Source organism: Spirosoma terrae, from assembly GCF_010435915.1.
GTDB classification, from domain to species: domain Bacteria; phylum Bacteroidota; class Bacteroidia; order Cytophagales; family Spirosomataceae; genus Spirosoma; species Spirosoma terrae.
Genome location: NZ_JAAFZH010000013.1, coordinates 144,036 through 166,619, shown reverse-complemented (window position 1 = coordinate 166,619; position 22,584 = coordinate 144,036). Strand labels below are relative to the sequence as shown.

General features: G+C 48.0%; 18 protein-coding genes. 2 read left to right on the top strand and 16 right to left on the bottom strand.

All coding sequences use genetic code 11. From position 1 onward, the window contains the following. Positions 1-20 precede the first annotated feature (20 nt). From GK108_RS23435 to pdxA, 7 genes are all read right to left on the bottom strand, one after another. The gene (locus GK108_RS23435; RefSeq protein WP_163953742.1) at positions 21-392 is read right to left on the bottom strand and encodes a hypothetical protein; all 372 of its coding nucleotides are present in this window, start codon (positions 390-392) and stop codon (positions 21-23) included. Then, the gene (locus GK108_RS23430; protein WP_163953739.1) at positions 392-529 is read right to left on the bottom strand and encodes a hypothetical protein; all 138 of its coding nucleotides are present in this window, start codon (positions 527-529) and stop codon (positions 392-394) included. Before GK108_RS23430 ends, GK108_RS23435 begins: the two co-directional genes overlap by 1 nt. Positions 530-713: 184 nt before the next feature. After that, positions 714-1,877: a sensor histidine kinase gene (locus GK108_RS23425; protein ID WP_163953737.1), complete on the bottom strand. Its 1,164-nt coding sequence runs from the start codon at positions 1,875-1,877 to the stop codon at positions 714-716. Next, positions 1,874-3,091, bottom strand: a complete 1,218-nt coding sequence (locus tag GK108_RS23420) for a sensor histidine kinase (RefSeq protein WP_163953736.1) — start codon at positions 3,089-3,091, stop codon at positions 1,874-1,876. The genes GK108_RS23425 and GK108_RS23420 overlap by 4 nt, the downstream gene beginning before the upstream one ends. Continuing rightward, complete coding sequence (locus tag GK108_RS23415) at positions 3,061-3,837, bottom strand: LytR/AlgR family response regulator transcription factor (protein ID WP_163953733.1); 777 nt, start codon at positions 3,835-3,837, stop codon at positions 3,061-3,063. The genes GK108_RS23420 and GK108_RS23415 overlap by 31 nt, the downstream gene beginning before the upstream one ends. Before the next feature lie 187 nt (positions 3,838-4,024). Further along, the gene (locus GK108_RS23410) at positions 4,025-4,912 is read right to left on the bottom strand and encodes a YicC/YloC family endoribonuclease (protein WP_163953731.1); all 888 of its coding nucleotides are present in this window, start codon (positions 4,910-4,912) and stop codon (positions 4,025-4,027) included. 104 nt (positions 4,913-5,016) lie between these two features. Further along, complete coding sequence (gene pdxA, locus GK108_RS23405; RefSeq protein ID WP_163953729.1) at positions 5,017-6,546, bottom strand: 4-hydroxythreonine-4-phosphate dehydrogenase PdxA; 1,530 nt, start codon at positions 6,544-6,546, stop codon at positions 5,017-5,019. 134 nt (positions 6,547-6,680) lie between these two features. Here pdxA and GK108_RS23400 point away from each other — a divergent pair, with 134 nt between their 5' ends. Further along, positions 6,681-7,610, top strand: coding sequence for a 2-hydroxyacid dehydrogenase (locus tag GK108_RS23400; RefSeq protein ID WP_163953727.1), 930 nt, complete (start codon positions 6,681-6,683; stop codon positions 7,608-7,610). Between the two features lie 80 nt (positions 7,611-7,690). Here GK108_RS23400 and GK108_RS23395 read toward each other — a convergent pair whose 3' ends face one another. Further along, entirely contained in the window at positions 7,691-9,484 is a 1,794-nt protein-coding gene (locus GK108_RS23395) for an IPT/TIG domain-containing protein (protein ID WP_163953725.1), read from the bottom strand. A 200-nt stretch (positions 9,485-9,684) separates the two neighbouring features. On the opposite strand from GK108_RS23395, the gene GK108_RS23390 reads away from it, so the two are divergent. Beyond that, positions 9,685-11,223, top strand: a complete 1,539-nt coding sequence (locus tag GK108_RS23390; protein ID WP_163953723.1) for a P-loop NTPase family protein — start codon at positions 9,685-9,687, stop codon at positions 11,221-11,223. Between the two features lie 119 nt (positions 11,224-11,342). Here the strand turns inward: GK108_RS23390 and GK108_RS23385 are convergent, their stop codons facing one another. The 8 genes from GK108_RS23385 to GK108_RS23350 all read right to left on the bottom strand — a co-directional run bounded on the left by GK108_RS23385 (position 11,343) and on the right by GK108_RS23350 (position 22,458). Beyond that, complete coding sequence (locus tag GK108_RS23385) at positions 11,343-13,712, bottom strand: gliding motility-associated C-terminal domain-containing protein (protein ID WP_163953721.1); 2,370 nt, start codon at positions 13,710-13,712, stop codon at positions 11,343-11,345. A 312-nt stretch (positions 13,713-14,024) separates the two neighbouring features. Next, positions 14,025-16,418, bottom strand: coding sequence for a T9SS type B sorting domain-containing protein (locus GK108_RS23380; RefSeq protein WP_163953719.1), 2,394 nt, complete (start codon positions 16,416-16,418; stop codon positions 14,025-14,027). A 494-nt stretch (positions 16,419-16,912) separates the two neighbouring features. After that, the gene (locus GK108_RS23375) at positions 16,913-17,323 is read right to left on the bottom strand and encodes a hypothetical protein (protein WP_163953716.1); all 411 of its coding nucleotides are present in this window, start codon (positions 17,321-17,323) and stop codon (positions 16,913-16,915) included. Between the two features lie 26 nt (positions 17,324-17,349). Beyond that, positions 17,350-17,613, bottom strand: coding sequence for a hypothetical protein (locus tag GK108_RS23370; protein ID WP_163953714.1), 264 nt, complete (start codon positions 17,611-17,613; stop codon positions 17,350-17,352). A 287-nt stretch (positions 17,614-17,900) separates the two neighbouring features. Further along, positions 17,901-19,238, bottom strand: a complete 1,338-nt coding sequence (locus GK108_RS23365) for a DUF4270 family protein (RefSeq protein ID WP_246225110.1) — start codon at positions 19,236-19,238, stop codon at positions 17,901-17,903. 9 nt (positions 19,239-19,247) lie between these two features. Then, positions 19,248-19,613 carry a DUF4907 domain-containing protein gene (locus GK108_RS23360; protein WP_246225107.1) on the bottom strand — a complete coding sequence of 122 codons (366 nt, stop codon included), beginning with the start codon at positions 19,611-19,613 and terminating at the stop codon, positions 19,248-19,250. Further along, positions 19,600-20,703 carry a Kelch repeat-containing protein gene (locus GK108_RS23355; RefSeq protein ID WP_163953712.1) on the bottom strand — a complete coding sequence of 368 codons (1,104 nt, stop codon included), beginning with the start codon at positions 20,701-20,703 and terminating at the stop codon, positions 19,600-19,602. The genes GK108_RS23360 and GK108_RS23355 overlap by 14 nt, the downstream gene beginning before the upstream one ends. A gap of 345 nt (positions 20,704-21,048) precedes the next feature. Beyond that, the gene (locus GK108_RS23350; protein WP_246225116.1) at positions 21,049-22,458 is read right to left on the bottom strand and encodes a S41 family peptidase; all 1,410 of its coding nucleotides are present in this window, start codon (positions 22,456-22,458) and stop codon (positions 21,049-21,051) included. Between the last annotated feature and the right edge of the window lie 126 nt (positions 22,459-22,584).

Sequence of the window (22,584 nt, the reverse complement as noted above, 5' to 3'; positions counted from 1 at the left end):
ATAAAAAAAATATATAGTTTTTATTGTTGAATTAACTGATAATATGCGGTTAAGCATTTGTTGAATTGAGCAAACGAAAAAGGCTCCGCCAAAAAAGCGAACGGTTGGATGAAAAGATCCAGAAACTGATGCCTGGGAAACGGCGATGTAATGACTACGCCTGAATGCTGCCTGAGCAACGATACCAATTCGGTCTGCACTACCTCTTCGGGAGAGGTTAGGTGCAGGAAAATTAAGTCTGAATGAAGAAGTGGGCTATTCTCGTCAGTGTATTTCATCGGGCTGGCTGGCCAGGAAAACTCCCGACAACCAGCCCGACGAATATATTGTTGAAGTAAGGCCTGGCTGCTCTCATCGTAGTTGATCAGTGAGCAGTTAATGGAATGGATCATTAGCGACCGGTGCCAATAGTGAATAAATCGCAGAGAACCCCAGACTTGGTCGATGCGGTGCTTGTGCCTACTGCATTCAGGTTAACGACACGTTGTACTTTAACAGACAGGCGGTTGTTTTGAGCTGGAGATTGCATGGCTATTGATGGTTAAATTGTGTATGATTAGGGATTCTTGAGTGGCAACCGGCTTGGTTGATGAATCAAAGGTAATAGCCTGCAGAGGGTGTAATCAACTAATTTAGACCGATGAACAGGCAGTCTTCGATGAATGATCGATTTTTATAGACGAATGAAATACAGCCCTGTGTAGCGGTCAGATTTAACCCTGGTCTGATGATAAGGGAATGAGCGTAATGTAGAGCGAAATGGAGTAGCTGTCCGCCGACTGTTCGGTTTCGATCCGGTGCGCACCGGGGTAAAGAATGGTAAGGCGCTGACGCACGTTGGGCAGGTCTATACCGCCCGCCTGCCGCTCTGCTGCAAGCCTGTTCGTGGTGGTGGTTATACTGTTCTGAACGGTAAAAACCAGCGTGTTGGTCTCTTCCAGATGAGCTTCAACCCACACGTAAGCCCCCTGCTGGGTACCTCCCAGGCCATACTTGAATGCATTCTCAACAAAGGCCAGTAAAATGAGAGGAGCAATTATCAATCGGCTAAAATCTCCTTCGCTACTAAACAGAATTTCGAGTCGCTGTCCATGGCGTGCTTGTTCGAGCTGGAGATAGTTTTCGATATAGTCCAGCTCCTGATCGAGAGTCACGGTCTGGGCGTCGGCTTCGTACAGATTGTAGCGCATCAATTCGGCCAGACGTAGCACCAGGTCGGCGGCAGGTTCGTCGACGTCAATAACGCGGACATAAATGCTGTTGAGCGAATTGAACAAAAAGTGGGGATTGAGCTGGGCTTTTAGCAGTTCGAGCTCCAGTAGTTTATTTTCGTTACTGATCCGTAGATTATCAAGTTCGGTTTGCTGACTCTGCTGGCGCTGGGAGAAGTAATGGCCAATCAGCTGGGCAAACAAAAAAAGTCCGGCAAATAGGTAAGGGCCGCCAAGAACAATGCCAAGTGCCTGCATACTGTACGACCAGCCAACGATTCCAGCCTTATGAACAAGAAACCAATAGTTCAGCTGACGGTACGTTTCCTTCGATAAAAGACGTTCGGGAATCTTCGCAAATCGCTGGATAACTGGGTAACCTGCATATTCTAACCCGTAAATCAGGACGAAAACGCCCGCCGACAGGAGAAAAAACCAGAACAGCCGTCCGGAATACAAATAGCTGGGAAAAAGCCAGTGAGCATATAGTTCATAAATGAGTAGGCTCAGGCTAACCGTCAGTAAAACAATGATCCAGAAATAAGACTGCTCCTCTGGTTTGAACAAGGGAGCCTCCACAAGAACAATAAATCCTGTGATGAGTAGCCAGATAAAAATACGGCGCGGTAGTCGGGCAATGACGGCGGGATAGTCTATGCTAGTCATAAAGGAGCCGGGTTGACATACGACGTGGCGGTGTTATTTCTGAGCAGATCAATACGTAGGGTGATGCGGTAATACTGGTCAGTAACGTCCTGTTCGATGCTGTGGTGATCCGGGTATAAAATGGCCAGTCGTTTACGGACATTGAGAAGACCTACGCCCCCCGATTTTTTGGCTACCACTACCGTTGGTCCCTGGCTAATCGAGTTTTCGACAACAAAGAACAGCGTGTCGGCTTCCAGAACAATCCTGATGAGAACGTAGGCACCGTCTGCCCCTGATTTGATCCCATGCTTGAAGGCATTTTCGACGTACGTAACCAGCAACAGGGGCGCTATCTGGTAGTCGGCAAGGTTTCCGCTTATATCCAGATCGACAAAAAGCCGTTGTCCGTGCCGTGCCTGTTCGAGAACAATATAACTCTTGAGGTAATCGATTTCCTGCTCCAGCAAAACCATTGGCGCACTGGCCGTGTCGAGATTATACCGCATAAGATCAGCCAGACGAAGTACCATGTCAGCTGCTGCATCGTCGACGTTTACTACACGGGAATAAATGCTGTTTAACGTATTGAACAGAAAGTGAGGGCTAACCTGCGCTTTTAAAAAATCCTGCTTTAGAATGGCATTGTTCCGATCGAGCAACAGTCGGTTTCGCTGCAACTGGAACTGCTGCTGACGAAGAACAATCGTGTCCTTGATGAGTTTGACAGCCAGGAAAATAAACGGTGGGAAAATACTGAAGACGAAATTCCAGAGAAATAAACGTAACGACAGAAAACAGCCGAATAGCCCCTGGCCGTCGAGTAAGGATCGGATCCGGTTAACGTAGCGAATCGATTGGGTTGTAACAGGATCAACGGCGTAAAAAACAGATGTATTGACGAGGTAGGCGCCCCAGAAGCCGAGTAGGATAAAAAAAGTAAGCCATCCCAATCTACGTTTGTAGAATAAACGCGGCAACAGCCAATAACCCACCAGGTAATAGATGAGCAGATGCTGCGTTACTAAATTGGTACTCAGCCAGGTAAAGGCCTGCCAGTCGTTGCCAACTGACAGCGAAGCCATTCCCAAACCTACACCAATAATCAGACTTACGGCCAGAATCCGTCCTGCAATACGAAAAAAACGTACATGCCGACTAACTAGCGCAAACGCCCGGTTGACCAGATCCGTTTGGGGAGAAGCTACATCAGGTTCTCTTTCATGGCCTTCCATACAGACTCCCGGTAAGTAACTCCAATCGGCACACGTTTTCCGTCAGTTGTTGTAATCAAATTGCCGTCTATTTCCCGAATCGCGCCTTTTCGGACAATGTACGATCGATTGACCCGCAGGAACTGAGAAGCAGGCAGCATCTCTTCGATCTTGGTCATTGTCATGTGGGTAACAATCGTTCGGTTCGGTAAATAGATGGTCAGGTAGTCTTTCATGGCCTCCACAAAAAGGATGTCTTCAGGCACTACCTTAATTAGTTTTTTGTCTTCTTTAACCAGAAAAAAGTTAGCAGTTGCTGGTTGAGCAGGTACAGGTTCGGGCGTGAAGCTAACAGAGGGGGCGGGAATGGATGGTAAACCAACCATTGGTTGGGCCGATGGCTGCAGCTTACTCACGGCTTTATTGATAGCCCGCAGAAACCGGTCGAAAGCAACAGGTTTGAGTAAATAATCCAGAACTTCCAGCTCAAAACCTTCAACAGCGTACTGCGGAGAGGCCGTCACCATAATTACCTGAGGACGAGGGTTGCCCAGGGCCCGTAAAAACTCGATACCTGTCATTTCAGGCATTTCTACATCCAGCAGAATCAGGTCGGGCTGAACCTGTTTAATCTCCCACAACGCATCAACTGCATTATAACTTTGACCGACCAACTCAAGAAAAGGCACGCGTTGAATGAACTTTTCCAGAACGGCGCGTGCTGGCTGCTCATCGTCAATAATAAAGCATTTGAGAGTTAAGGCCATAGAATTTGTATACAACTAGCAAGGTAATTCTTAATCAGATAAAAAAAAAGGATACAAAACGCCCCATTTTGTCAGAGAAAGGGCGATGTAATCCTATTTGTTTTCCTTGAAAAACTGGCCACGGTATAAACCTATAATCGATGCCAATGACCTTGTTTACTGTCTGCTGTGTCAATCAGCAGTACAATCAAATCACATTCATGGTCTGCTCCTTAATTTTCTCCAGCTCATCTTTCATCTGAACCACAAAGCGCTGAATGGCGGCATCGTTGGCTTTTGAACCGATCGTGTTGATTTCACGGCCAATCTCCTGAGAGATAAAGTTCAATTTCTTTCCGTTAGCTTCTTCTGTTGCCAACACTTCGAGGAAATAGGCGAGATGGTTTTTGAGTCGAACCTTTTCTTCCGAAATGTCGAATTTCTCAACGTAATAGACCAATTCCTGCTCAAACCGGTTCTGGTCGAAGCTTTCGTTGTCGAGTAGTTCTTTGACTGAGTTACGCATCCGCTCGCGTACGGCTGGAATACGACGAATATCCTGCTCTTCAATATCGGCCAGTCGGTCTGTAATAGTCTGAATATACTCCTGAAATTTCCCTTCCAGGATCGCTCCATCCTGTTTGCGGAACGCATCGCACCGGCGAATGGCTTCCTGTATGGCTGTCAGTATGGTTGTCCAGTCTGACGTATCTGCCGATGTATCGAGGGATTCAGTCAGGTAAGCGTTCGGTTGTTGAAGAGCTAATTGTAATACGTCGCTGTCAGATACGCTCATCAGCATACCATTGGCGGTTTCTTTCAGGTCGCTAACGTAGGCTGCCACCATTGGCCGGTTAATAACCACCCCCGGTTTGAGGCCACTGCTACGGGTTAAATTGATCGATAACTCTACTTTGCCCCGTTCCAGTTGTTGCGTCAACAGGGAGCGTAATTCAATTTCTTTATCCGAAAACTGCCGGGGTAAACGGCAGTAAATGTCCAAAAATTTAGAGTTTAGTGTTTTTACTTCGGCCGTTACGGACAGGTTGTTTTCCTCAACTGTCGCGTTACCGTAGCCGGTCATTGATTTAAGCATTGGTGAAGGTTTTTTTGGTTTATAGTCGGTGGGCAGTAAGATAGCCCTTCTGATGAATGGATTGCCGCTCAATGGCTCTCCTTTAAGCCATTGAGCGGCAATTACTATTTGATATCAATGGGCTGTTTCTTCAGCGAATTAGCTTCCAGCTCAAGAAATTCTTTCCGATGGCGAGCTACATCAACGGCAGTATAAATAGCCTGTAGCATGGAGGTTTCGTCGGCCAGATTCTTACCGGCAATATCGTAAGCGGTTCCGTGATCGGGCGATGTTCGAACGGCGGCCATGCCAGCCGTAAAATTGACACCTTCCTCAAAGGCAATTGCTTTAAACGGAATCAACCCCTGATCGTGATACATAGCCAGCACGGCATCGAATTTGGTATAAGCACGGGTTCCAAAAAAACCGTCGGCAGGATAGGGGCCAAAAACCAGTTGCCCCTTATTACGCCAGTCCGCAATCAATGGCTTGATGATTTCCTGCTCTTCGTTACCCAGCAGGCCCTCTTCGCCAGCATGAGGATTAAGGCCCAGAACCGCAATTTTGGGTTTGTCAATACCAAAATCCTGACGTAGCGATTGCATCATTAGGGTTAGTTTTTGGGCGATACGATCACGTGTTACGTTCTGTCGAACGCGGCCGAGTGGTACATGACCCGTAACAACACCAACCCGAAGCTGTTCGCTAACCATGAACATCAGATTATCCTGAACATCAAACTCTTGTGCCAGATATTCGGTATGCCCCGGAAATTTAAACTCTTCCGACTGTATGTTGTATTTGTTGATCGGAGCTGTTACCAATGCGTCAAGCTTACCGGCTTTCAGGTCATCAACAGCGCGCTGCAGACAGGCAAATGCCGCCTGTCCAGCTTCGGCCGTTACGTGTCCCGGCTGAATATCCTGATTTTGATCGGGCCAACACGTAATGACATTGGTCATTTTATGGCTGATCTGCGCAATGGTTGGGGCTCCATTGAGGTTCCAGTCTTTGAGGTTCAGCAAATTCCGATACCGGTTCAGGACCCGCATGGACCCGTAGATTACAGGCGTACATATTTTCTGTAATCGGTTGTATTGTAGTGCTTTAAGGATTACTTCAGGGCCAATGCCGTTATAATCCCCCAGGCTGATCCCGATAACCAGCCGTTCTGGTGATCCGGCTTCACGGACGATGGCGTTATCCCGGTCAACGCGCGCTGTACTTTCAGGCGATTGTTGCAGACGGTTAGCTGGCTCCGGTGAGTTTGTTTCTCGTTCCGTTGTCTGCTGGCGATCGCGTTGCCCCTGATTGCGGTCGCGCTCATTGCGGGGCGCGTTACGTTCGTTCCGTTGATTGGTTCCGTTGTCGGAACTTTGAGCATCTTTAGACTCCCGTTCAGGACGGGTATTTTGTTGATGTTCATCGCGCTGGTTCGTAGAACGATTATTGGGCTGGCGATTGTCGCGCTGTTGGGTATGGCGCTGACTGGCCTCACGTCGGCGCTGTTCGTTGCCTGGTTGACCGTTTGCGGGTTGCTCAGCCGATTGCTTGGCTGAAGCTGATTGATTATTGCCGGGGCGCTCAACCGATTTTGGATTGGCTGATGCGGGTGTGCGCGTTTCGTTCGGATCGTCGGATTGGCGTTGTTCCATCTACTTTTATTAGTTTCGCCAACTAGTTTAAAAGGCTATCAGGTACTGAATTTGGGCTGATGGAGTCAGAGATTCCAACGCCAATTGGCAGTATCTAATGTCTATAATGTTCGCAAGTTACGAAAACCGCACGGATGTCCCAGAATCAACGATCCATTCTCATCGCCGATGAGATGCACCCATCGCTTTTTGCCATGCTCGATGAGGCTGGCTTTGCTTATGACTATCAACCAAAAATCACTCGAACTGGTTTGATTGAGCAATTATCTCAGTTTACTGGCCTAATTATACGTAGTAAAACCACCGTCGACGAAGAGCTGCTGAATCACGCACCAAACCTACAATTTATTGGCCGGGCCGGAGCCGGGCTGGACCTGATCGATCTGGAAGCCGCCGAACGCCGACATATTAAGGTCTTTCATGCCGGTACGGGCAATCGCGACGCGGTGGCTGAGCATGTGGTCGGCATGCTACTTTGCCTGCTGGCCAACATTCTTAAAGCGGATCGGGAGGTTCGTCAGGGAGTTTGGGACCGTGAAGGTAATAGAGGATATGAACTGGGCAGTATGACGGTCGGGTTGATTGGGTATGGTAACAATGGGAGTGCTACGTCTCGTCGGCTTAGTGGATTTGGCTGTCGGGTGTTGGCCTATGATAAATACCTGCAGAATTACGGAAACGAGTTTGCTCAGGAAGCCTCTCTGGAGCAGATCATAGCAGAAGCAGATGTCCTGAGTCTACATATTCCGCTGACAGACGAAACGCGGATGATGATAAACGATGATTTTATTGATCGTTTCGGAAAGCCATTCTACCTGATTAATGCCGCTCGTGGTGAAATCGTTTCTTTGTCGGCTGTTGTGCGAGGGCTGGAAAGCGGTAAAATCCGCGGGGCCTGTCTGGATGTTCTCGAAAATGAAAAACTAGCCAAACTGACACCGGAGCAGCAGGCTGCTTTCGATTACCTGAAGCAATCGGATCGCGTCATTCTGACTCCCCACATTGCTGGCTGGACGCACGAAAGCTACGTCCGCATCAACGAAGTGCTTGTTGAGCAGTTGTAGGGTTTTCATTTTATGGTTTATAGTTTATAGTTGGCTGACGCGTCAGCAAAATCTTGCGTCAGCCAACCATAAACTATAGCCTACTTGTCTATCGTAAAATTCGCCGTCGTACAGGTTATGCCTGCATCGTTAGTGATGCAGACCTGACCGGTAGTTGCTCCCGTAGGAACGGTAACGAGTAAGGAATTACCCGACAGCCGGAACGTAGCAGTCAACGTACCGCCATTGAATTTTACGGCCGTTGTGCTAGTCAAATACTGTCCGGTAATCGTTATCTCATCGCCAACTTTGGCCGTTTTGGGCGTAAAGTCAGTGATAGTGGCCAGTCGCAGAACGGTAAACAGATCGGTATTGGTTGGCTGATTCGTTACGTTTACGACACGAATAGGCCCCGTCTGGGCATCGGCCGGAACAAGTATCCAGCGTTCCGTATCTTCGTTTTTGCCGCCATCGGCCGCCGGGCTTGTCGATCCAGTAAAATAAAACTGGGCGTTCAGCAGAAAATTGCCTTGTATAACAATACGTTCGCCGGAGCGGGCCTTTGCCGGAAGAATACTAGTGACAACCGGCTTCTGAATAACTACCAATGGAGCACTGGTGGCAGTGCCCGCTCGGTTGGTTACGGTAACGGGACCATTGACGGCTGCTGCCGGTACGCTGACAAGCAACTGAGAACCCTCAACTCGGCTTGTTACAGGAACTGTGATACCGCTGACACGTACTTCGGTGATTCGGTATAGATTTTGCCCCGTAATGGTGATAGGCTGGAGAGGGACCTGACGGGCCGGGCTTACAACAATGGCAGAAGGGGCAACGTAGTAAAAGAACTGATCGGATGCACTGGCATTTCCCCCAGCACTGGATACGGCAACGGTCAGCGCGCCCGATGAGGCTAAGCTCGGAACGGTAGCTTCCAGCTGGGTATCGCTCAACATCCGGAACGGAACTACCGTACTGCCAAACTGGACATTTGTTACGTCGCGCATATTCATCCCGGTCAGAATAATTTTATCGCCTGCTATACCTTCGCGAGCGCTCAAATTGGCAACGGCAGGTGGCAGAACTATTTTCAGACTATCAGTACTGGTCGCAATCAGCTTTTCAAAAACGGTTACGGTCACTTTGCCCGACGTAGCATTGGTGGGAATAATGGTTCGGATTTCAGTGTCTTTAATGGTCGTCTGGCTTCTGTCAGTCGTTAAGCCGTTGATCCGTACGATTCCATCCAGCAGGTTTACGCCTTGAATAACCAGCTCAGACCCGGGCCGAGCTACTTTGGGCGATATACTATTGATTTGTGGGGTGCCCGCTACAATAAAACTGGCGTTGGTTACTCCGCCTTTGGTGCCGATCACAATGTTGATCGGCCCGTGGGGCATGTCTTTCGGAATCTGTAGTGTTAGTTTGTCGGCTGTACTGTCGACCACGATGGCTTCCGATTGTTCAATGCGCAGTTCCTGAACCTGATTCAGATAGGTACCCGTAATCACTACGTTCGTACCGGGAAGTCCATTCGAAGGGGTAACGGCAGACACAACCGGGGGCGGTTGCTGTACGTTGAGGGGGAGTGGATCTGACGTTCCTTCGCTGGTTTGTACCTGCACCTGCGTTATACCCGGCGTGACGAGAGGTACCGTTACCCGGATGCTTTGATCGGCAGCGCTAACGATTTTTCCTACGATAGCTGACCCCGAACGCCCAAACGTAACAACGGGGTCATCGCCGAACTGGTAGCCTGAAAGCGTGATTTCCTGACCAACAAAGGCTTGTTTAGGAAGAACAGCCGTCAGTTCTGGCGGATTGTTCTTAACGCGGCAGGCAGATATACCGAGTAATAAAAAGAGGAAACTAAAGACAACAAAAACTGGCTTCATAGCTGGCATGGGGCGATCTTGCCCAGCGCAAACACGTGTTGCAACGTAGTAAAAGTAGCCAATTTTACGGTCAAAAAACCATTTCTGCCGAAAGCCTGTTAGCAATAGTGTACAGCAACTACGTCGGAAGGTTAGCGCGATTGCCTATAACTAACTAAGCAGATGGTACTTGTACACTCTCATTCATCCATAAAACGCGAATGAACTACCGCAGTCTGAAATCCTCCAACTTATTGAAAATTAAAACGCTTGGCGAGCTAAAAGCAGCAGGCTACCAACCCCGATCTATTAAACAGGAATTACGCGATAATCTGATTGACCGGATTCGGAATAAAGAGGTTGTTTTCCCCGGTATCTGGGGATATGAAGATACCGTTATTCCCGATGTGGAACGGGCTATTCTGTCTATGCACCACATTAATCTATTGGGGCTACGGGGTCAGGCAAAGACCCGGATCGCCCGACTGATGGTGAATCTGCTGGACGAATATATCCCCGTTGTGGAAGGGTCTGAACTGAACGATGATCCCATGCAACCCCTTTCCCGGCATTCGATCGATCTGATTGCTGAAAAAGGGGACCAAACACCAATTGCCTGGATGCATCGTAATGATCGGTATACCGAAAAACTGGCTACTCCCGACGTATCCGTTGCTGATTTGATCGGTGATGTTGACCCCATCAAGGCCGCTACGTTGAAGCTGCCTTATTCGGATGAACGTACCATTCACTTTGGACTGATTCCGCGTTCGCACCGCTGTATTTTTGTTATCAACGAATTGCCTGACCTGCAGGCGCGTATCCAGGTGTCGTTGTTTAACATTCTTCAGGAAGGCGATATCCAGATTCGCGGGTTTAAGCTTCGGCTACCGCTCGATATTCAGTTTGTGTTTACGGCCAACCCGGAGGATTATACCAACCGTGGCAGTATCGTAACGCCCTTAAAAGACCGGATCGACTCGCAGATTGTAACGCACTACCCGAAATCTATTGAGATTGGTAAGAAGATTACGATGCAGGAAGCAATCGTGAAAACCGAGCAAAAAGGGATGGTAAAAACCAACGATCTGATTACTGATCTGATCGAACAGGTGGCTATCGAAGCCCGGGAAAGCGAATACGTCGATTCGAAGAGTGGGGTGTCGGCCCGGATGACAATTTCGGCCTACGAAAACCTGTTGTCGTCGGCCGAACGCCGGGCATTGCTGAACAGCGAAAAAGAAACCTACGTACGTATCGCTGATCTTTACGGAGTGGTTCCGGCTATCTGCGGTAAAGTAGAGCTCGTCTATGAGGGCGAAGTAGAAGGCCCTGTCATTGTGGCGCAGAACCTCATCGGAAAAGCCGTCCGGAACCAGTTTTTACAGTATTTTCCCAACCCGGAAAAAGCGAAAAAAGACAAACGTGGTAATCCGTACAAGAAAATAACGGACTGGTTCGGTGATGGCAACGTCATGGAAATCTTGAGCGATCTGGCCAACCGTGATTATGAGGCCCGTCTTCGTACGATCGACGGGTTGGATGATCTGGTCGATGAATTTCACCCACGCTTGAGCAAAGCCGAAAAGCTATTTATGATGGAGTTTGCGCTCCACGGTCTGGCCGAGCACTCGCTCATTGGTAAAAAAGCGATGGATACGGGGCAGCAGTTTAAGGATCTACTGGGTTCGATGTTCAATCCCGGCAGCAATTTTGGCGAAGAAGATGAAGAAGACGAGGATGACGATAGCCGTTATTAAGTAGGCTTTATTGACCATGCTCTGATGCCTGCCGCTTGTTACGTATAACTCTGTTTGCGCATCGAAAACTCACAAATGATTGTTGAAAAACGGGCCGTATTGAAAAATGCGGCCCATTTTTAGTTTCGGAGTAGCATGATACTGCCCTCTGTTGGTGGCTGGCTGTTGGTAGTTTGCAATTGGTAGGAGTAAATGCCAGTCGGTAATTCGTTGCCGTTCAGCGTTCCGTCGAACGGTTTTGGGTATCCTTTCTCCGATTTAAACACAACCCCTCCCCACCGATTGAAGATCGTAATGACGGCCTCGGGAAAAGCTCGGACACCCGGTAGTTCCAGCACGTCGTTCAGGCCATCGCCATTAGGAGTGAAAGCATCCGGTACCCAGATTTGATCAATCACCCTGATGTGTACCGATCCGTCGGCGTAGCAGCCTGATTCAGAGAAAGCCCGCAGCGTGTACGTGATATCGTCCTGAATAGTAACTACAGTAACCGTAGCATTGGTCGGGTTATCAAGATAAGTAGAAGGTGACCAACTGAACCTCAGTGCATCATCACTAACTGTGGGAACTATGGGGAACGTACTACCTGAGTGGGTTACGATGCTATCAGGTAAGGCAATGGAAGGAGCACGGCCAACCACAGCGGTTTGGGTTGCTACAATGCCTGGGCATTCGGGTGTGGGCTTAACGGTGTAGCTTAACGAATGCAGACCTATTCCGGCACGTAGTGGATCGAACGTATTGCCAGTAACACCAACCCCTGCAAATGCACCGCCAGCTGGACTACCACGTAACGTAACGGGCAAAGCGGTAGAACTGCAACTGGGCGGTATAGAATCGAAAAGCACCGTAATTGGAGGAATCTGTTCAACTACGAATTCGTTGGAAAGCTGCGCACAGCCATCCGATCCCACAATTTTAACAACGTAGCGCCCGGCTACACTGGCCTGGTATTGGGGCTTATTGGCATTTGGAATGGGCTGACCGTCACGTTGCCAGCTATATTGACTGCCTCGGCTACTTTCCAGGAGCAGAGAATCGTTGGGGCAAAGTTTTGTCCGACCCGAAACGGAACGTATCGATGCGGGCGAAGCGGGTAGACGAGCCAGTGTGAACGTGTCAGTCTGAAACGAACAGCGACCGTCGGTATGGGTCAATTGTGCCCAATACGTACCTTCCTGATCAACTCGAATGGAGTCGGTAGTGGGCGTAAGCAGTCGACCATTCCGATACCATTCGTATCGAACCGAAGACTGAGTCGATGCGAGCAGCAACACAGAGCCGTCGATAGCGCACAGCGTACCGATGGCCTTAACTTGTCCGCTTGCTGTGTCGCGTCGGATGGTGATCGTCTGTGATTGTCCTGGTTTCAGACACTCTTTCTGCGACGTTACGATGACATCGTAAGCACCTGTGTCCCGAACAACTAGCGAAGGAGTGGTGGCATTAGGCAGGTTGATGCCATTCCGGCGCCATTGATAATGCAGGTTGGAGTCATTTGGTGTTTGAAGAAGGGCAGAGTCGCCCCGGCATAGCGTTTTTGCCTGATTCGTAGCCGGTTGATTGTTGACTCGTAGTTCGGGAAGGGGTACCGTTTCGGCCGGGCAGTCGATGACAAGAAGCTGAAATTCGCGCCGGACTTCACCAATTTTTCGGTTATTACGATACTCTTCTACTCGGACAGCAAATAAAAAAAGCCCTGCCCGATTGGCTGTTACGGCTAATTGGCCTGTTCTGGCATTGATAGACAAGGGCGGACTTCCGGGGATTGCATTTGTAGCCGAATAACCTGGCCGCCAGCGAAGCCCGGGATAGGGAGCCGCCGACACTATGTTGGGGCCCTCTGGAGCAGAACGCCCATTGAGTGGGGTTACCAGCGAATAGCGAAGTTCATCGCCATCGGGATCGGAGCCGCCGAAGGAAAAGGCAAAGGGCTCGTTCAGGCAGATGTATTCACCATTGATGGCAGGAAACTGGGGGGAAGAGTTCTTGACATTACGTCCATTTTGCCATAGCGCCGGAAATTCCAGATAAAATGTAAATCCGGCCCTGTCCGGATTCACTACGTTGCTAATGCCTGTATTTCGGGTTCCGGTTTGGTAAGAAAGATAGTAACCCTGCGTATCCGTGTACTCGGAGGGGTTAAGCTGAATTTCTGCTTGATAGGTCAGAACGAGGAACCGTAAATTGCGTTGGGAGGCACAGTATTCATTACTGAAAATAACGGGTTGGCGAGCAGCACTTTCGAAGACTACAAATGTCATCATCAATGCATTGTCACGCTTACGAAAAATACCCAGGAACACTCTCCTGGACTGACTGGTAACGCCGGGAGTTCCTGCTTCGAGATAGTTGGTGACTGTAATCCGGTAGTGCCCCGGTGTGTCGCCAATTGCCTGCATCTCTAATTGACCGCCAACCTGATGTGAGGCTATCGCACCTACAGGAACTCCTGCCAGGAGCAGCAATAGCAAAATAAATAAACGCATAAATCAGCCATTCTGGATTAACGTCTCAGTCACTCATGACCAGGTAGGTAGACTCCTATGTTGGTGTGGTGTTGGCCTGTTTCTGTGCTCGATTATGTATTTTATCAGGATAAAGAAAAATGTTAATTACTAAAAATCATAAGAATTAAGTTACTGTTTTTGTTTTATTGTTAATATTTAATTTGTTTTGTTTTTATTTGTTGGTATAATATGACTTTTAGCAGACGCGCAGGCTGGTTAGTCTGGTATCGATTCCAGAAAAGGCAATGAACAAGACTTGAGAAATTCAGTTTAGGCCAGAATTGACGACTATTAATGGTGATCGCGAATCAGGAATAAGCGACCTTCCAGGGATGGTTTGCCAGGGATCGGTTTTAAGGTATAGGGATATACACCTGTCGGTAATTCGCTACCATTGTACATGCCGTCGAAGGGCTTTGCATAAATACCTTTGGAAAGGTAGACAACTTCTCCCCACCGATTAAAAATAGTGACGACAGCTTCCGGAAAGGCTTCAATGCCTGGCAGTTTCAATACGTCGTTCATGCCGTCGCCATTCGGAGTAAAGGCATCAGGAATCCAGATACGTTCGTAGACAGTAATATGAATGGTATCTTTTGTTATACATCCACTATTGTTTTCGACTTCGACGGTATAGGTAATATCATCCGCAATATTGGTTACGGTGGGATTCGCTACGTTGTCGGCATCCAGATACGTAGCAGACGCCCAGTGAAACTGGTTGGGGTTACCCGTATAAACCGCGTTTAGAGAAAAGGTATTTCCTTTATACGTTGTTAGCGAGTCGGTCAGTTGTATGGTCGGAATCGGGGCTACTATTGCCAGTCGGGTGGCTACGGTGCCGGTACATTCAGGAGCTGCTTTAACTGTATACGTAACGACATGATTGCCAACTCCTGCTGCTTCGGCATTGAACGATGAGCCGGTTACGCCCTCGCCCGCATAGGCTCCGCCGGGTGGGCTACCGATCAAATTAACAATAGGAACATTAGAGCCGCACATATCGGCAATTGAATCGAGCGTAACGGTAACGGGTGGAATCTGCTCCACTGAAAAAGCGGGTGCAATGCCGATACATCCATATTGGTCGCTGGCCGTTAAACTGTACACACCAGCAATAGAAATCCGATACTCGGAGCCATTCTGCCCTGAAATAGGTTGTCCATCTTTTGCCCAACTGTACTGTATACCACCGTTGCCGGTTAGGACCAAAAAATCATTGGGGCAAATTCGATGCGAGCCTGTTGTTGATTGGATAAGAGCCTGAACGGCGGGAGAACGATCAAGATAGGCTGTATCCGTAGTCGTAATACAGCCGGTCGACAGTTCTGTCAAAGCAACCCAATAGCGACCGGCCTCAGAAACGTGGATGGAATCGGACGTTTGGGCTGACATAGGCTGGCTATTTCGATACCATTGGTAAGAAACTCCAGCGCTGCTTGTCAACGTAATGTCGACGGCGCCTGTAGTAGCGCATAAATGACCGCTTGTATAGAGTTTGCCGTCGGCGCCTGATACGTTTATGGTAATAGGGGCGGAGTTGCCGGTTTTGCTACAGGTTGTTTTTAGAGAAACGACAAGCGTATACACACCGGCATCACGAACAGATAGAGTAGGGTTGGTTGCGTTAGCAAGATTGATACCGTTTTTACGCCATTGATAATTCCAGTCCGCATTGACGGTTGCCTGGAGCTTAATGGAGTCTCCCCGACAGATGGTTGCGTCCCGGCTGGTAAGCAATCGGTTCTGAATCTGAACGGTAGGGTCTGGTGTTGTTAACGGCGGGCAATCAATGACCAGCAGTTGAAAATCGCGTCGCACTTCCCCGATTTTTACGCCATTCCGATACTCTTCTACTTTAACCGCAAAAACATATAAGCCTAATTTGGTGGCTGTTACGGATAATTTCCCCGTTTGAGCATCGACTGACAAAGGCGGGCTACCCGGAATAGCGTTATTGGCATCATAGCCTGAGAGCCAGGTAATGTCGGGGTAAGGGCCTGCTGAAACGGCAGATTGGCGGTTGTTGGCTATTTTTTGATCCAGAGGTGTTACCATCGAATACCGCAATTCGTCGCCGTCAGGATCAGTACCACCAAAGGGAAACGAAAACGCATCGCCCAGACAAATGTACTCACCATTAATCGGCGCGAATTTTGGCGACGAATTCTGAAATAATACGCCGTTTTGCTGGAGAGCGGGGAATTCCAGATAGAACGTAAAACCTACCTGCGATGGATTGTTGATGTTATTGATGCCAGCATTTCGATTTCGGGTTTGGTAGGACATATAATAGCCCTGCAGATCCGTATAATCAGCCGGAGCTAGCTGAATATCGGCTTCGTAGATAAGTACAATAAAATGCAGGTTTCGCTGTTCGGAACAATATTCGTTGCTGAAAATGACCGGTTGGCGAGCGGTGCTTTCCCGAACGGAGAAGGATTGCATCAGCACATTGTCGCGTTTGCGAAAAATGCCTATCAAACCAATGCTGGACTGATTCTGTGCGCCACGCGTACCATCTTCCAGATAATTGGTTACGATGATTCGGTAATGGCCAGGTATGTCGCCAACAGCTCGCATTTCTAATTGCCCTCCCACCTGATGTGTTGCCAGAAGTACAGAAGGAAATAGGAGACTAAGGGACAGTAAGATAAATCGGACTCGGAACGTAGAAATTCGCATAGGCGAAACGATTAACCGTAAGTATCCTATTCGCTATAATGTCGTTTTATCGTATCGATAACCCCCATACCAGGCCGCTTTTCTGTATAGGTCTCCGGGCAGTGAACGCGGTCAAAACTCCTGATTAGATTTTAGGCAACCGCCATTAGTTGCTGATCAGGGCTACTAAAAATACAAAATAATACGTAGTAAATCCATTCATAGTAAGGGCATTATCCCTTAATCTTATTATGGAGCAACGCTTTTCTAAAACGTGTGGTTGATATAGTACAGCTCAAAACAGCCGTCAAGCCATACGTAACGTTCTTCTGACCAGCAGCACTACGTATCGCCCGTATTATTTGACCATACGCAGGATTATCGCTTCCTGTTGCAGAACAAAGAAGATGATCTGATACGAATTGAGAAACGTAAAAGAAAACCCAAAAAGCCCATATGTACGGGCTTTTTGGGTTAGTGAAACCACCTTTTATTACGTACCGTTTTATGGTTGTTTAACTAGATTGTAGGAGCCACTGCCGGGCTTCTTTCTTAGAAAGACAGTATCGACTCATGACAAGCGGATTGATGCTCATCGAAGCCCGTACGATCAGGTCGCTGCCCTGTTTGCTGAATTGATTCAGATCATTGAGAACAATAGCAATCCGACTGGTATGGGACAAGGTTTGTTCGGCTTTAGGAAGCCAGTGATGAATAAACCACTGCAAATCTGTAGGGTTAAACAGCCGCAGATCCTGCAAGTCGATAAGCCACCGCTTAATCTGATGGCGTTGAGCTAATACAAAACTTACCCGTGACCCTTGCTGGAAATTGTCGCTGGAAGGTATCCCGATCCATGTCTGACTCAACAAATGAATGCTACAGTCTACTGTTAAGGCGACGTGTTCGTTCTGGTACGATTTCATTGGTATCAGGCAAAGGGAGTTTGGGACTAGCGATAGGAAGGAGATAGACAAATCGGCTCTTTTTCAGAATAGGCCCGATGGAGCTCGGCTTCGGCAAATCGGTAGGCATACACAAACTTTTCTTGTTCCGATTGGATCATACCCAGGTCTTCCAACTGAACAACACTATTCCATATTCGTTGTAAGCTGCCGTAGAAGTCATCGTCAGAATTTGACAGAAGCGAGCTTAAGGCCGACGATTGTGTATGAACCGGATAGGTTGATTCGGTTTTCACGAATGTACGTTGCATTGTCGGGCTATTCAGTTTGGCCGCTGTTTCACGGTTTAAGAAGTAACGTACAGGTAGGGCATACAGGCTTTTTTCGAATTCGTGACGTAGCGTTGCTAATCTTTAGTTGGTACTGGCTTCTATATAAATTACGTAGTGGCCTGCCAACTTGTTGCAATCGTATTTCCAGAAAAGAGCTCTTTTAGGCCATTTTAAGACTTTTTAAGCATCTCTCAGGATGGTGCAAAAAAAACGCTCAACAAGTTTTAACTTGTTGAGCGTTGTCAGGAATTTTACTACGTATCGTCCTAGCGAACAGTGGACGTAGCAAAAATCTGTAGCTGCATCTGGTCATTCTGCCGTTGTTGATTACCCAGCGTAGTCCGCTGAATCATCTCCAGTATGGAAGTTGGCTGTCCATTTGCTGCACTTGGCGGATAGACCGTCAGCAACAGAGCCCGGTTGGGGATGCGCTGTTTAATAAGCTGGCCTACGTAGCTTGTGATATCGAACGTGTAGGAGTCAGTAAAGATCGGTCCTGTTGGATCATAAACGTAACTGGCGAGGGCTGCTGTAGTGCCCGAAGCCGTACCCGGTACCGTTGAGAGAATTTCATTCCTATCGTTTACTTCATACAAGATCAACTGAGTAGGGGGGGGCGTATTGTCCAGTAAGCTTTGTCGAACGGGTTTTATAACCAGTAAAGCACTATTCAGCGCAACATATCGATCTGATCGTTCGAACTGGTTGATATACGGCAATTCCAGTCGCGTTTGTAAACCAGCTCCCCACGAAATAAACGACGTATTGTCGGTCAAGTTGCTACTGACGGCATCAGCACGTTGTTGCAGTGCTTTCAGCGGAGTGCCACTACGATCATTCGTCAGGTTCGTAAAATGGGCGGTTGATTGCAGCGGGAACAATACGTTGCCAGCCGTCTGGCTTACGTCTGTGTCGTGATAAAAAAGCCGCAGTCCACTCGCACTACTAACAAACCCTAAAAAGGTATTTCCATTGGCCGCCTGACTAACGAACGCAAATCCGGTAAAAAACTCGTTCAACGTAGTACCATCAGTAATTTCGCCATTGACCAGTTTCGTATAAAACTCCTGTGCAACAGCATCAGGCAGCCGCATCCGTATTGGGCGGGTTCTGGGTCTTGGAACGGTGGTTTGCTGAAGAAAAGGCGTTGTTTCGTAACTAACCGTACTGGTATTGTAATAAGCTCGCTCTACACTTAAAGGTCTGGTTAACCGATAGACACCCAGATTAAACGCGGTTGTTGTGTCGCCATATGCGTAGGCATAGTTCAGTTCCAGTACGAGGGAGTCCAAACGAAAATTTGTCTGGGATAATAATGAGTGATTGGTGTAAGCAATGGATGAAAAACCTTTTGCTGTTAGTTTACCCGTCTGTGCACTTGTCCATTGCCCAACAACAATATTAGCGTCAAGAGGACCATAGGTGGGAAGTGAGTCTATTTTCAGTACCGTTGATGTCCGAATGGTTACAGAATCAATTGGCTGAATATCCAACTCAGTAGGGTTGATAACCGATTGCCCGACATTAAGGTCGCCCGACTCGCAGGCGAAAAGTACAATACCGGTCAGCAATAACAAACCGGCGTACCAGATAGTACGCATCATAAAAACAAATCAGGGAATTGTTACGCCTAACTGGCGCAATTCGTCATGGGTCAGAGTCGGCATAGCCTTCTCATCTTGTAGTTTTTCAACAACCCGTTCGCCCACTCGCTGGGCCTGTTCCCGGTTAGGAAAACCTACCAGACCAGGAACGCCTGGTATGGTAGGTTGATGAATAAACGGTTTGTCGTTATTGAGTATATCATAACCCCAGCCAGATGGTGTATGAAAGACCTTTACTGAATAGTGAGGGTTCCAGCTATAAAACAAATATCCTGTTATGATAGCAAGACCCAGCATCATCAATAGCAGCCCAGTTCGGATCAGGTCTGTGCTGGAATATCGTTTTTTACGGTCGATACGCTTAGTTGTTGTCAAGATCCTGTGCTATGGTTGGATCAAATTCCCACAAATCATCATAACGAGTTGTACCGCCAACAGGTTGTCCCGTTGTTACGTAGCCTTTGCCGCCAATAGCAAAGCCAACCGAATATTGACGAGAAGCACCTTCAAAAGTGCCGAGGGTAGCCCAGGTGTCAGTTCCCGGCGTGTATTGCCAAACCGTCGTGCTGCTGGCATCTCCTGTTGTAATATAGCCCAGGTTGTTGATAACAAAACCAACTGCATAACTGCGAGCAATGGTAGACTGGTCTGAAGTGAATTGTGCCTTTTCAACCCATAAATCCTGAGCCGGATCGTAAGCATACCAGTCTCTTTGTGTGCTGCCATTGTTGTTACCCGTACCTACGTAGCCTAAGCCATTGATAACAAGAGAGACAGCGCCCATGCGTTTTGAGCCGCTATAGCTGCTTACTTTCGTCCAGGTCTTCTGCGTTGGGTCGTAAGCCCAGAAATCTTTTACGTAGTTGCCATCGTTACCGGTACCTACATAGCCTTTCGTACCAATAGAAAAGGCGGTAGCGCTATAGCGGGCAGTACCACCGAAGTCGGCAATCTGCGTCCATTTATTGGTAGCCTGATCGTATTCCCAGAAGTCTTTCAGCTTATCGCTGTTTGCATTAAGACCGGTTCCGATATAGCCTTTTGTACCAACCGAAAAACCTACGGCAGTAGTCCGGGCCACACCACCAAAATCGGCTAATTGTACCCAGGTGTTTTTTGTCTGATCGTAGGCCCAGAAGTCTTTCAGACGGTTGCTCGACCCATCAACACCAGTGCCGAGGTAGCCAAAATTACCAATAACGAATCCCGTGGCTGCCGACCGTGCGACCCCTTCAAAATCGGAACGACGTCGCCAGTCGCCCAGGGTAGACGCTGTATCAGAACTACTACAACCGATGAGCGCCCCAGTCCAGCCAATACAGACTAAGCCAAGTGCCCAGTTAATGAGCTGTGACCGACGATGTTTTTTTGTATCCTGGTCTTCTAGAGAAATTGCAGTCGCGGGGGTTGTTGACTTCGGCACTGAGCCAGTTGCCGAACGAAATCGGATTGGAAAATGAATCATGAAAGATAGCGTAAACGAAAGAACTAAACCGTAAAGTTACACGTATTTGCGTTAAGACTAACGCATTTGACGCTCAGACTAGACCGGATAGGACGAATATAGAACAGCTCTTGTGGATGAGAATCTACCTTCTATTCCTGATGCCAGCGGGTCGGAACCTCAAATGCGCTTTGCAAAATTACTTTAAACTGCTCTTACTTACTAACGAGCACACTTCATAAAAATTCTTAATTGTTGGGGAGTGAGGCAAATTTTACTGCAAAAATGGCTAGAGATGGTCTTTCAGTGTAACCGAAACTGGGTTATATGGATTACTTAGAGACCATTGCTGGAAGACACTGTATCTCACAGGTTGAGTTTTTTTATTGGTTTAAACATTTGGCTACCACCCGCCTTACGTTGAATGGATGACCCTACCATTTTAAACGAATTGGCTGATATGCCCTGTCGAGCGCTGGCTGCAGAGCCCGTAATTTGGCTTAAGGCTACATTCAGCAAGGCTTCGCGGGTGTCGCCGAGTGGATAGAGCGAAATCGGTTCCTCAACTTCAACAGTGGGGGTGAAACCAGATGAGTAATCGGATTGGCCAAGGCTATTGAACGATTTAAACACAATAGGCTGGATACCCCACTTGATTTTGCCACTGTCGTCCGTTATCGTAATTGATCCTACGTTCTTGCCGACCGTTTTGGTGCCAATTGTATTGACCGTCATGTAAGGACGTAGGCCATTAATAATCAGCTCGCTGGACGAGGCTGTCATGTCGGTGGTCAGGACGTAAAGCCTCGACAGGTTAGCGCCGATATTCTGAGCTTTAGTGCTGAATTTCTGGATGAAAAAATCGCTACCATACTGTTTGGTCAGATAAGGTGTTAACGTAGCATTCCAGGACTCCTTGAAATATGTTTTGCTGGCGTCGACGCCTTTCCCAAGCAAACTGGCCAGATTAGCGGACGACGATGTGTACCCACCCGGATTATACCGTAAATCCAGTACCATCTCGTTCACTCCTGCTGCTTTGAATTTGCTGAAGATAGCGTCTACCTGATTATCATATTCACTGCCTTCACTCCCGTTGGGTGCAGGAACGAATTGATTGTAAACCAGATAGCCAATTTTCTTGCTGCCAACCGTATAGATTGAATCGAGGAAAACGGGGTTTTCCTGGAACACTGCTGTTGTTACGGTTTTTGTTACGTCTGTATCCACTATCGTCTGATTGCTATATTGAGCGAGTCCGAACGTGTAGGTGGAAATATCGCCAAACAACAAAGATGCATAGTTCGAAACAGTAATCCCCTGCCCATTTACTTTGCTGATAATGTCACCTCGTTTCAAACCGGCCGTAGCGGCTGGTGAACCTGGCAATACGTACAGAACCTGCGCGATGACATCACTAGAGCCTGACGATCGCAGATAAAGCGTAAATTCCATGCCGGTTGTTTTGCTTTCTCCACTTAGTTCGGCGGCTAACTGGTCGGCGCTTTCTTCGATCCACGAAAACCGGTCGCCGTCGGGACGTAACGTAGCGTCATATGCATAGAGAATTGAATCGAAAAAATCACTCGGCGCAAGCGTCGTATCTGGATTTGCCGGAATCTTATCATTCCAGTAGTAATAGTCCCGCATGTTTTCCAGAATCCAGTTGTCTACGGTGCTGTTCGCATTAGAGACTGACGTAGTGGTAGTTTGAGGGGCGACTTCATCGGCTGGTTTGTTGCAGGACGATAAGAGACATGTGAAACTCGCCAGCATCCATAAAACTGGCTTTTGCCATGCAGATATATCGGCCGATACGTTGATTATAGGATATGATCTCATGTAGTTCTATATATTAAGTCGTGTTTTGTTACCGTGTCATATAGTAATACGTTTTACCCC

What these genes read in the sequence shown, in the direction of transcription:
- GK108_RS23395 (WP_163953725.1), bottom strand. Translation starts at nt 9,484, where the DNA reads ATGAAGCCAGTTTTTGTTGTCTTTAGTTTCCTCTTTTTATTACTCGGT.
- GK108_RS23435 (WP_163953742.1), bottom strand. Translation starts at nt 392, where the DNA reads ATGATCCATTCCATTAACTGCTCACTGATCAACTACGATGAGAGCAGC.
- GK108_RS23365 (WP_246225110.1), bottom strand. Translation starts at nt 19,238, where the DNA reads ATGATGCGTACTATCTGGTACGCCGGTTTGTTATTGCTGACCGGTATT.
- pdxA (WP_163953729.1), bottom strand. Translation starts at nt 6,546, where the DNA reads ATGGAACAACGCCAATCCGACGATCCGAACGAAACGCGCACACCCGCA.
- GK108_RS23400 (WP_163953727.1), top strand. Translation starts at nt 6,681, where the DNA reads ATGTCCCAGAATCAACGATCCATTCTCATCGCCGATGAGATGCACCCA.
- GK108_RS23350 (WP_246225116.1), bottom strand. Translation starts at nt 22,458, where the DNA reads ATGCTGGCGAGTTTCACATGTCTCTTATCGTCCTGCAACAAACCAGCC.
- GK108_RS23420 (WP_163953736.1), bottom strand. Translation starts at nt 3,091, where the DNA reads ATGGAAGGCCATGAAAGAGAACCTGATGTAGCTTCTCCCCAAACGGAT.
- GK108_RS23355 (WP_163953712.1), bottom strand. Translation starts at nt 20,703, where the DNA reads ATGATTCATTTTCCAATCCGATTTCGTTCGGCAACTGGCTCAGTGCCG.
- GK108_RS23430 (WP_163953739.1), bottom strand. Translation starts at nt 529, where the DNA reads ATGCAATCTCCAGCTCAAAACAACCGCCTGTCTGTTAAAGTACAACGT.
- GK108_RS23410 (WP_163953731.1), bottom strand. Translation starts at nt 4,912, where the DNA reads ATGCTTAAATCAATGACCGGCTACGGTAACGCGACAGTTGAGGAAAAC.
- GK108_RS23375 (WP_163953716.1), bottom strand. Translation starts at nt 17,323, where the DNA reads ATGAAATCGTACCAGAACGAACACGTCGCCTTAACAGTAGACTGTAGC.
- GK108_RS23390 (WP_163953723.1), top strand. Translation starts at nt 9,685, where the DNA reads ATGAACTACCGCAGTCTGAAATCCTCCAACTTATTGAAAATTAAAACG.
- GK108_RS23370 (WP_163953714.1), bottom strand. Translation starts at nt 17,613, where the DNA reads ATGCAACGTACATTCGTGAAAACCGAATCAACCTATCCGGTTCATACA.
- GK108_RS23415 (WP_163953733.1), bottom strand. Translation starts at nt 3,837, where the DNA reads ATGGCCTTAACTCTCAAATGCTTTATTATTGACGATGAGCAGCCAGCA.
- GK108_RS23380 (WP_163953719.1), bottom strand. Translation starts at nt 16,418, where the DNA reads ATGCGAATTTCTACGTTCCGAGTCCGATTTATCTTACTGTCCCTTAGT.
- GK108_RS23385 (WP_163953721.1), bottom strand. Translation starts at nt 13,712, where the DNA reads ATGCGTTTATTTATTTTGCTATTGCTGCTCCTGGCAGGAGTTCCTGTA.
- GK108_RS23425 (WP_163953737.1), bottom strand. Translation starts at nt 1,877, where the DNA reads ATGACTAGCATAGACTATCCCGCCGTCATTGCCCGACTACCGCGCCGT.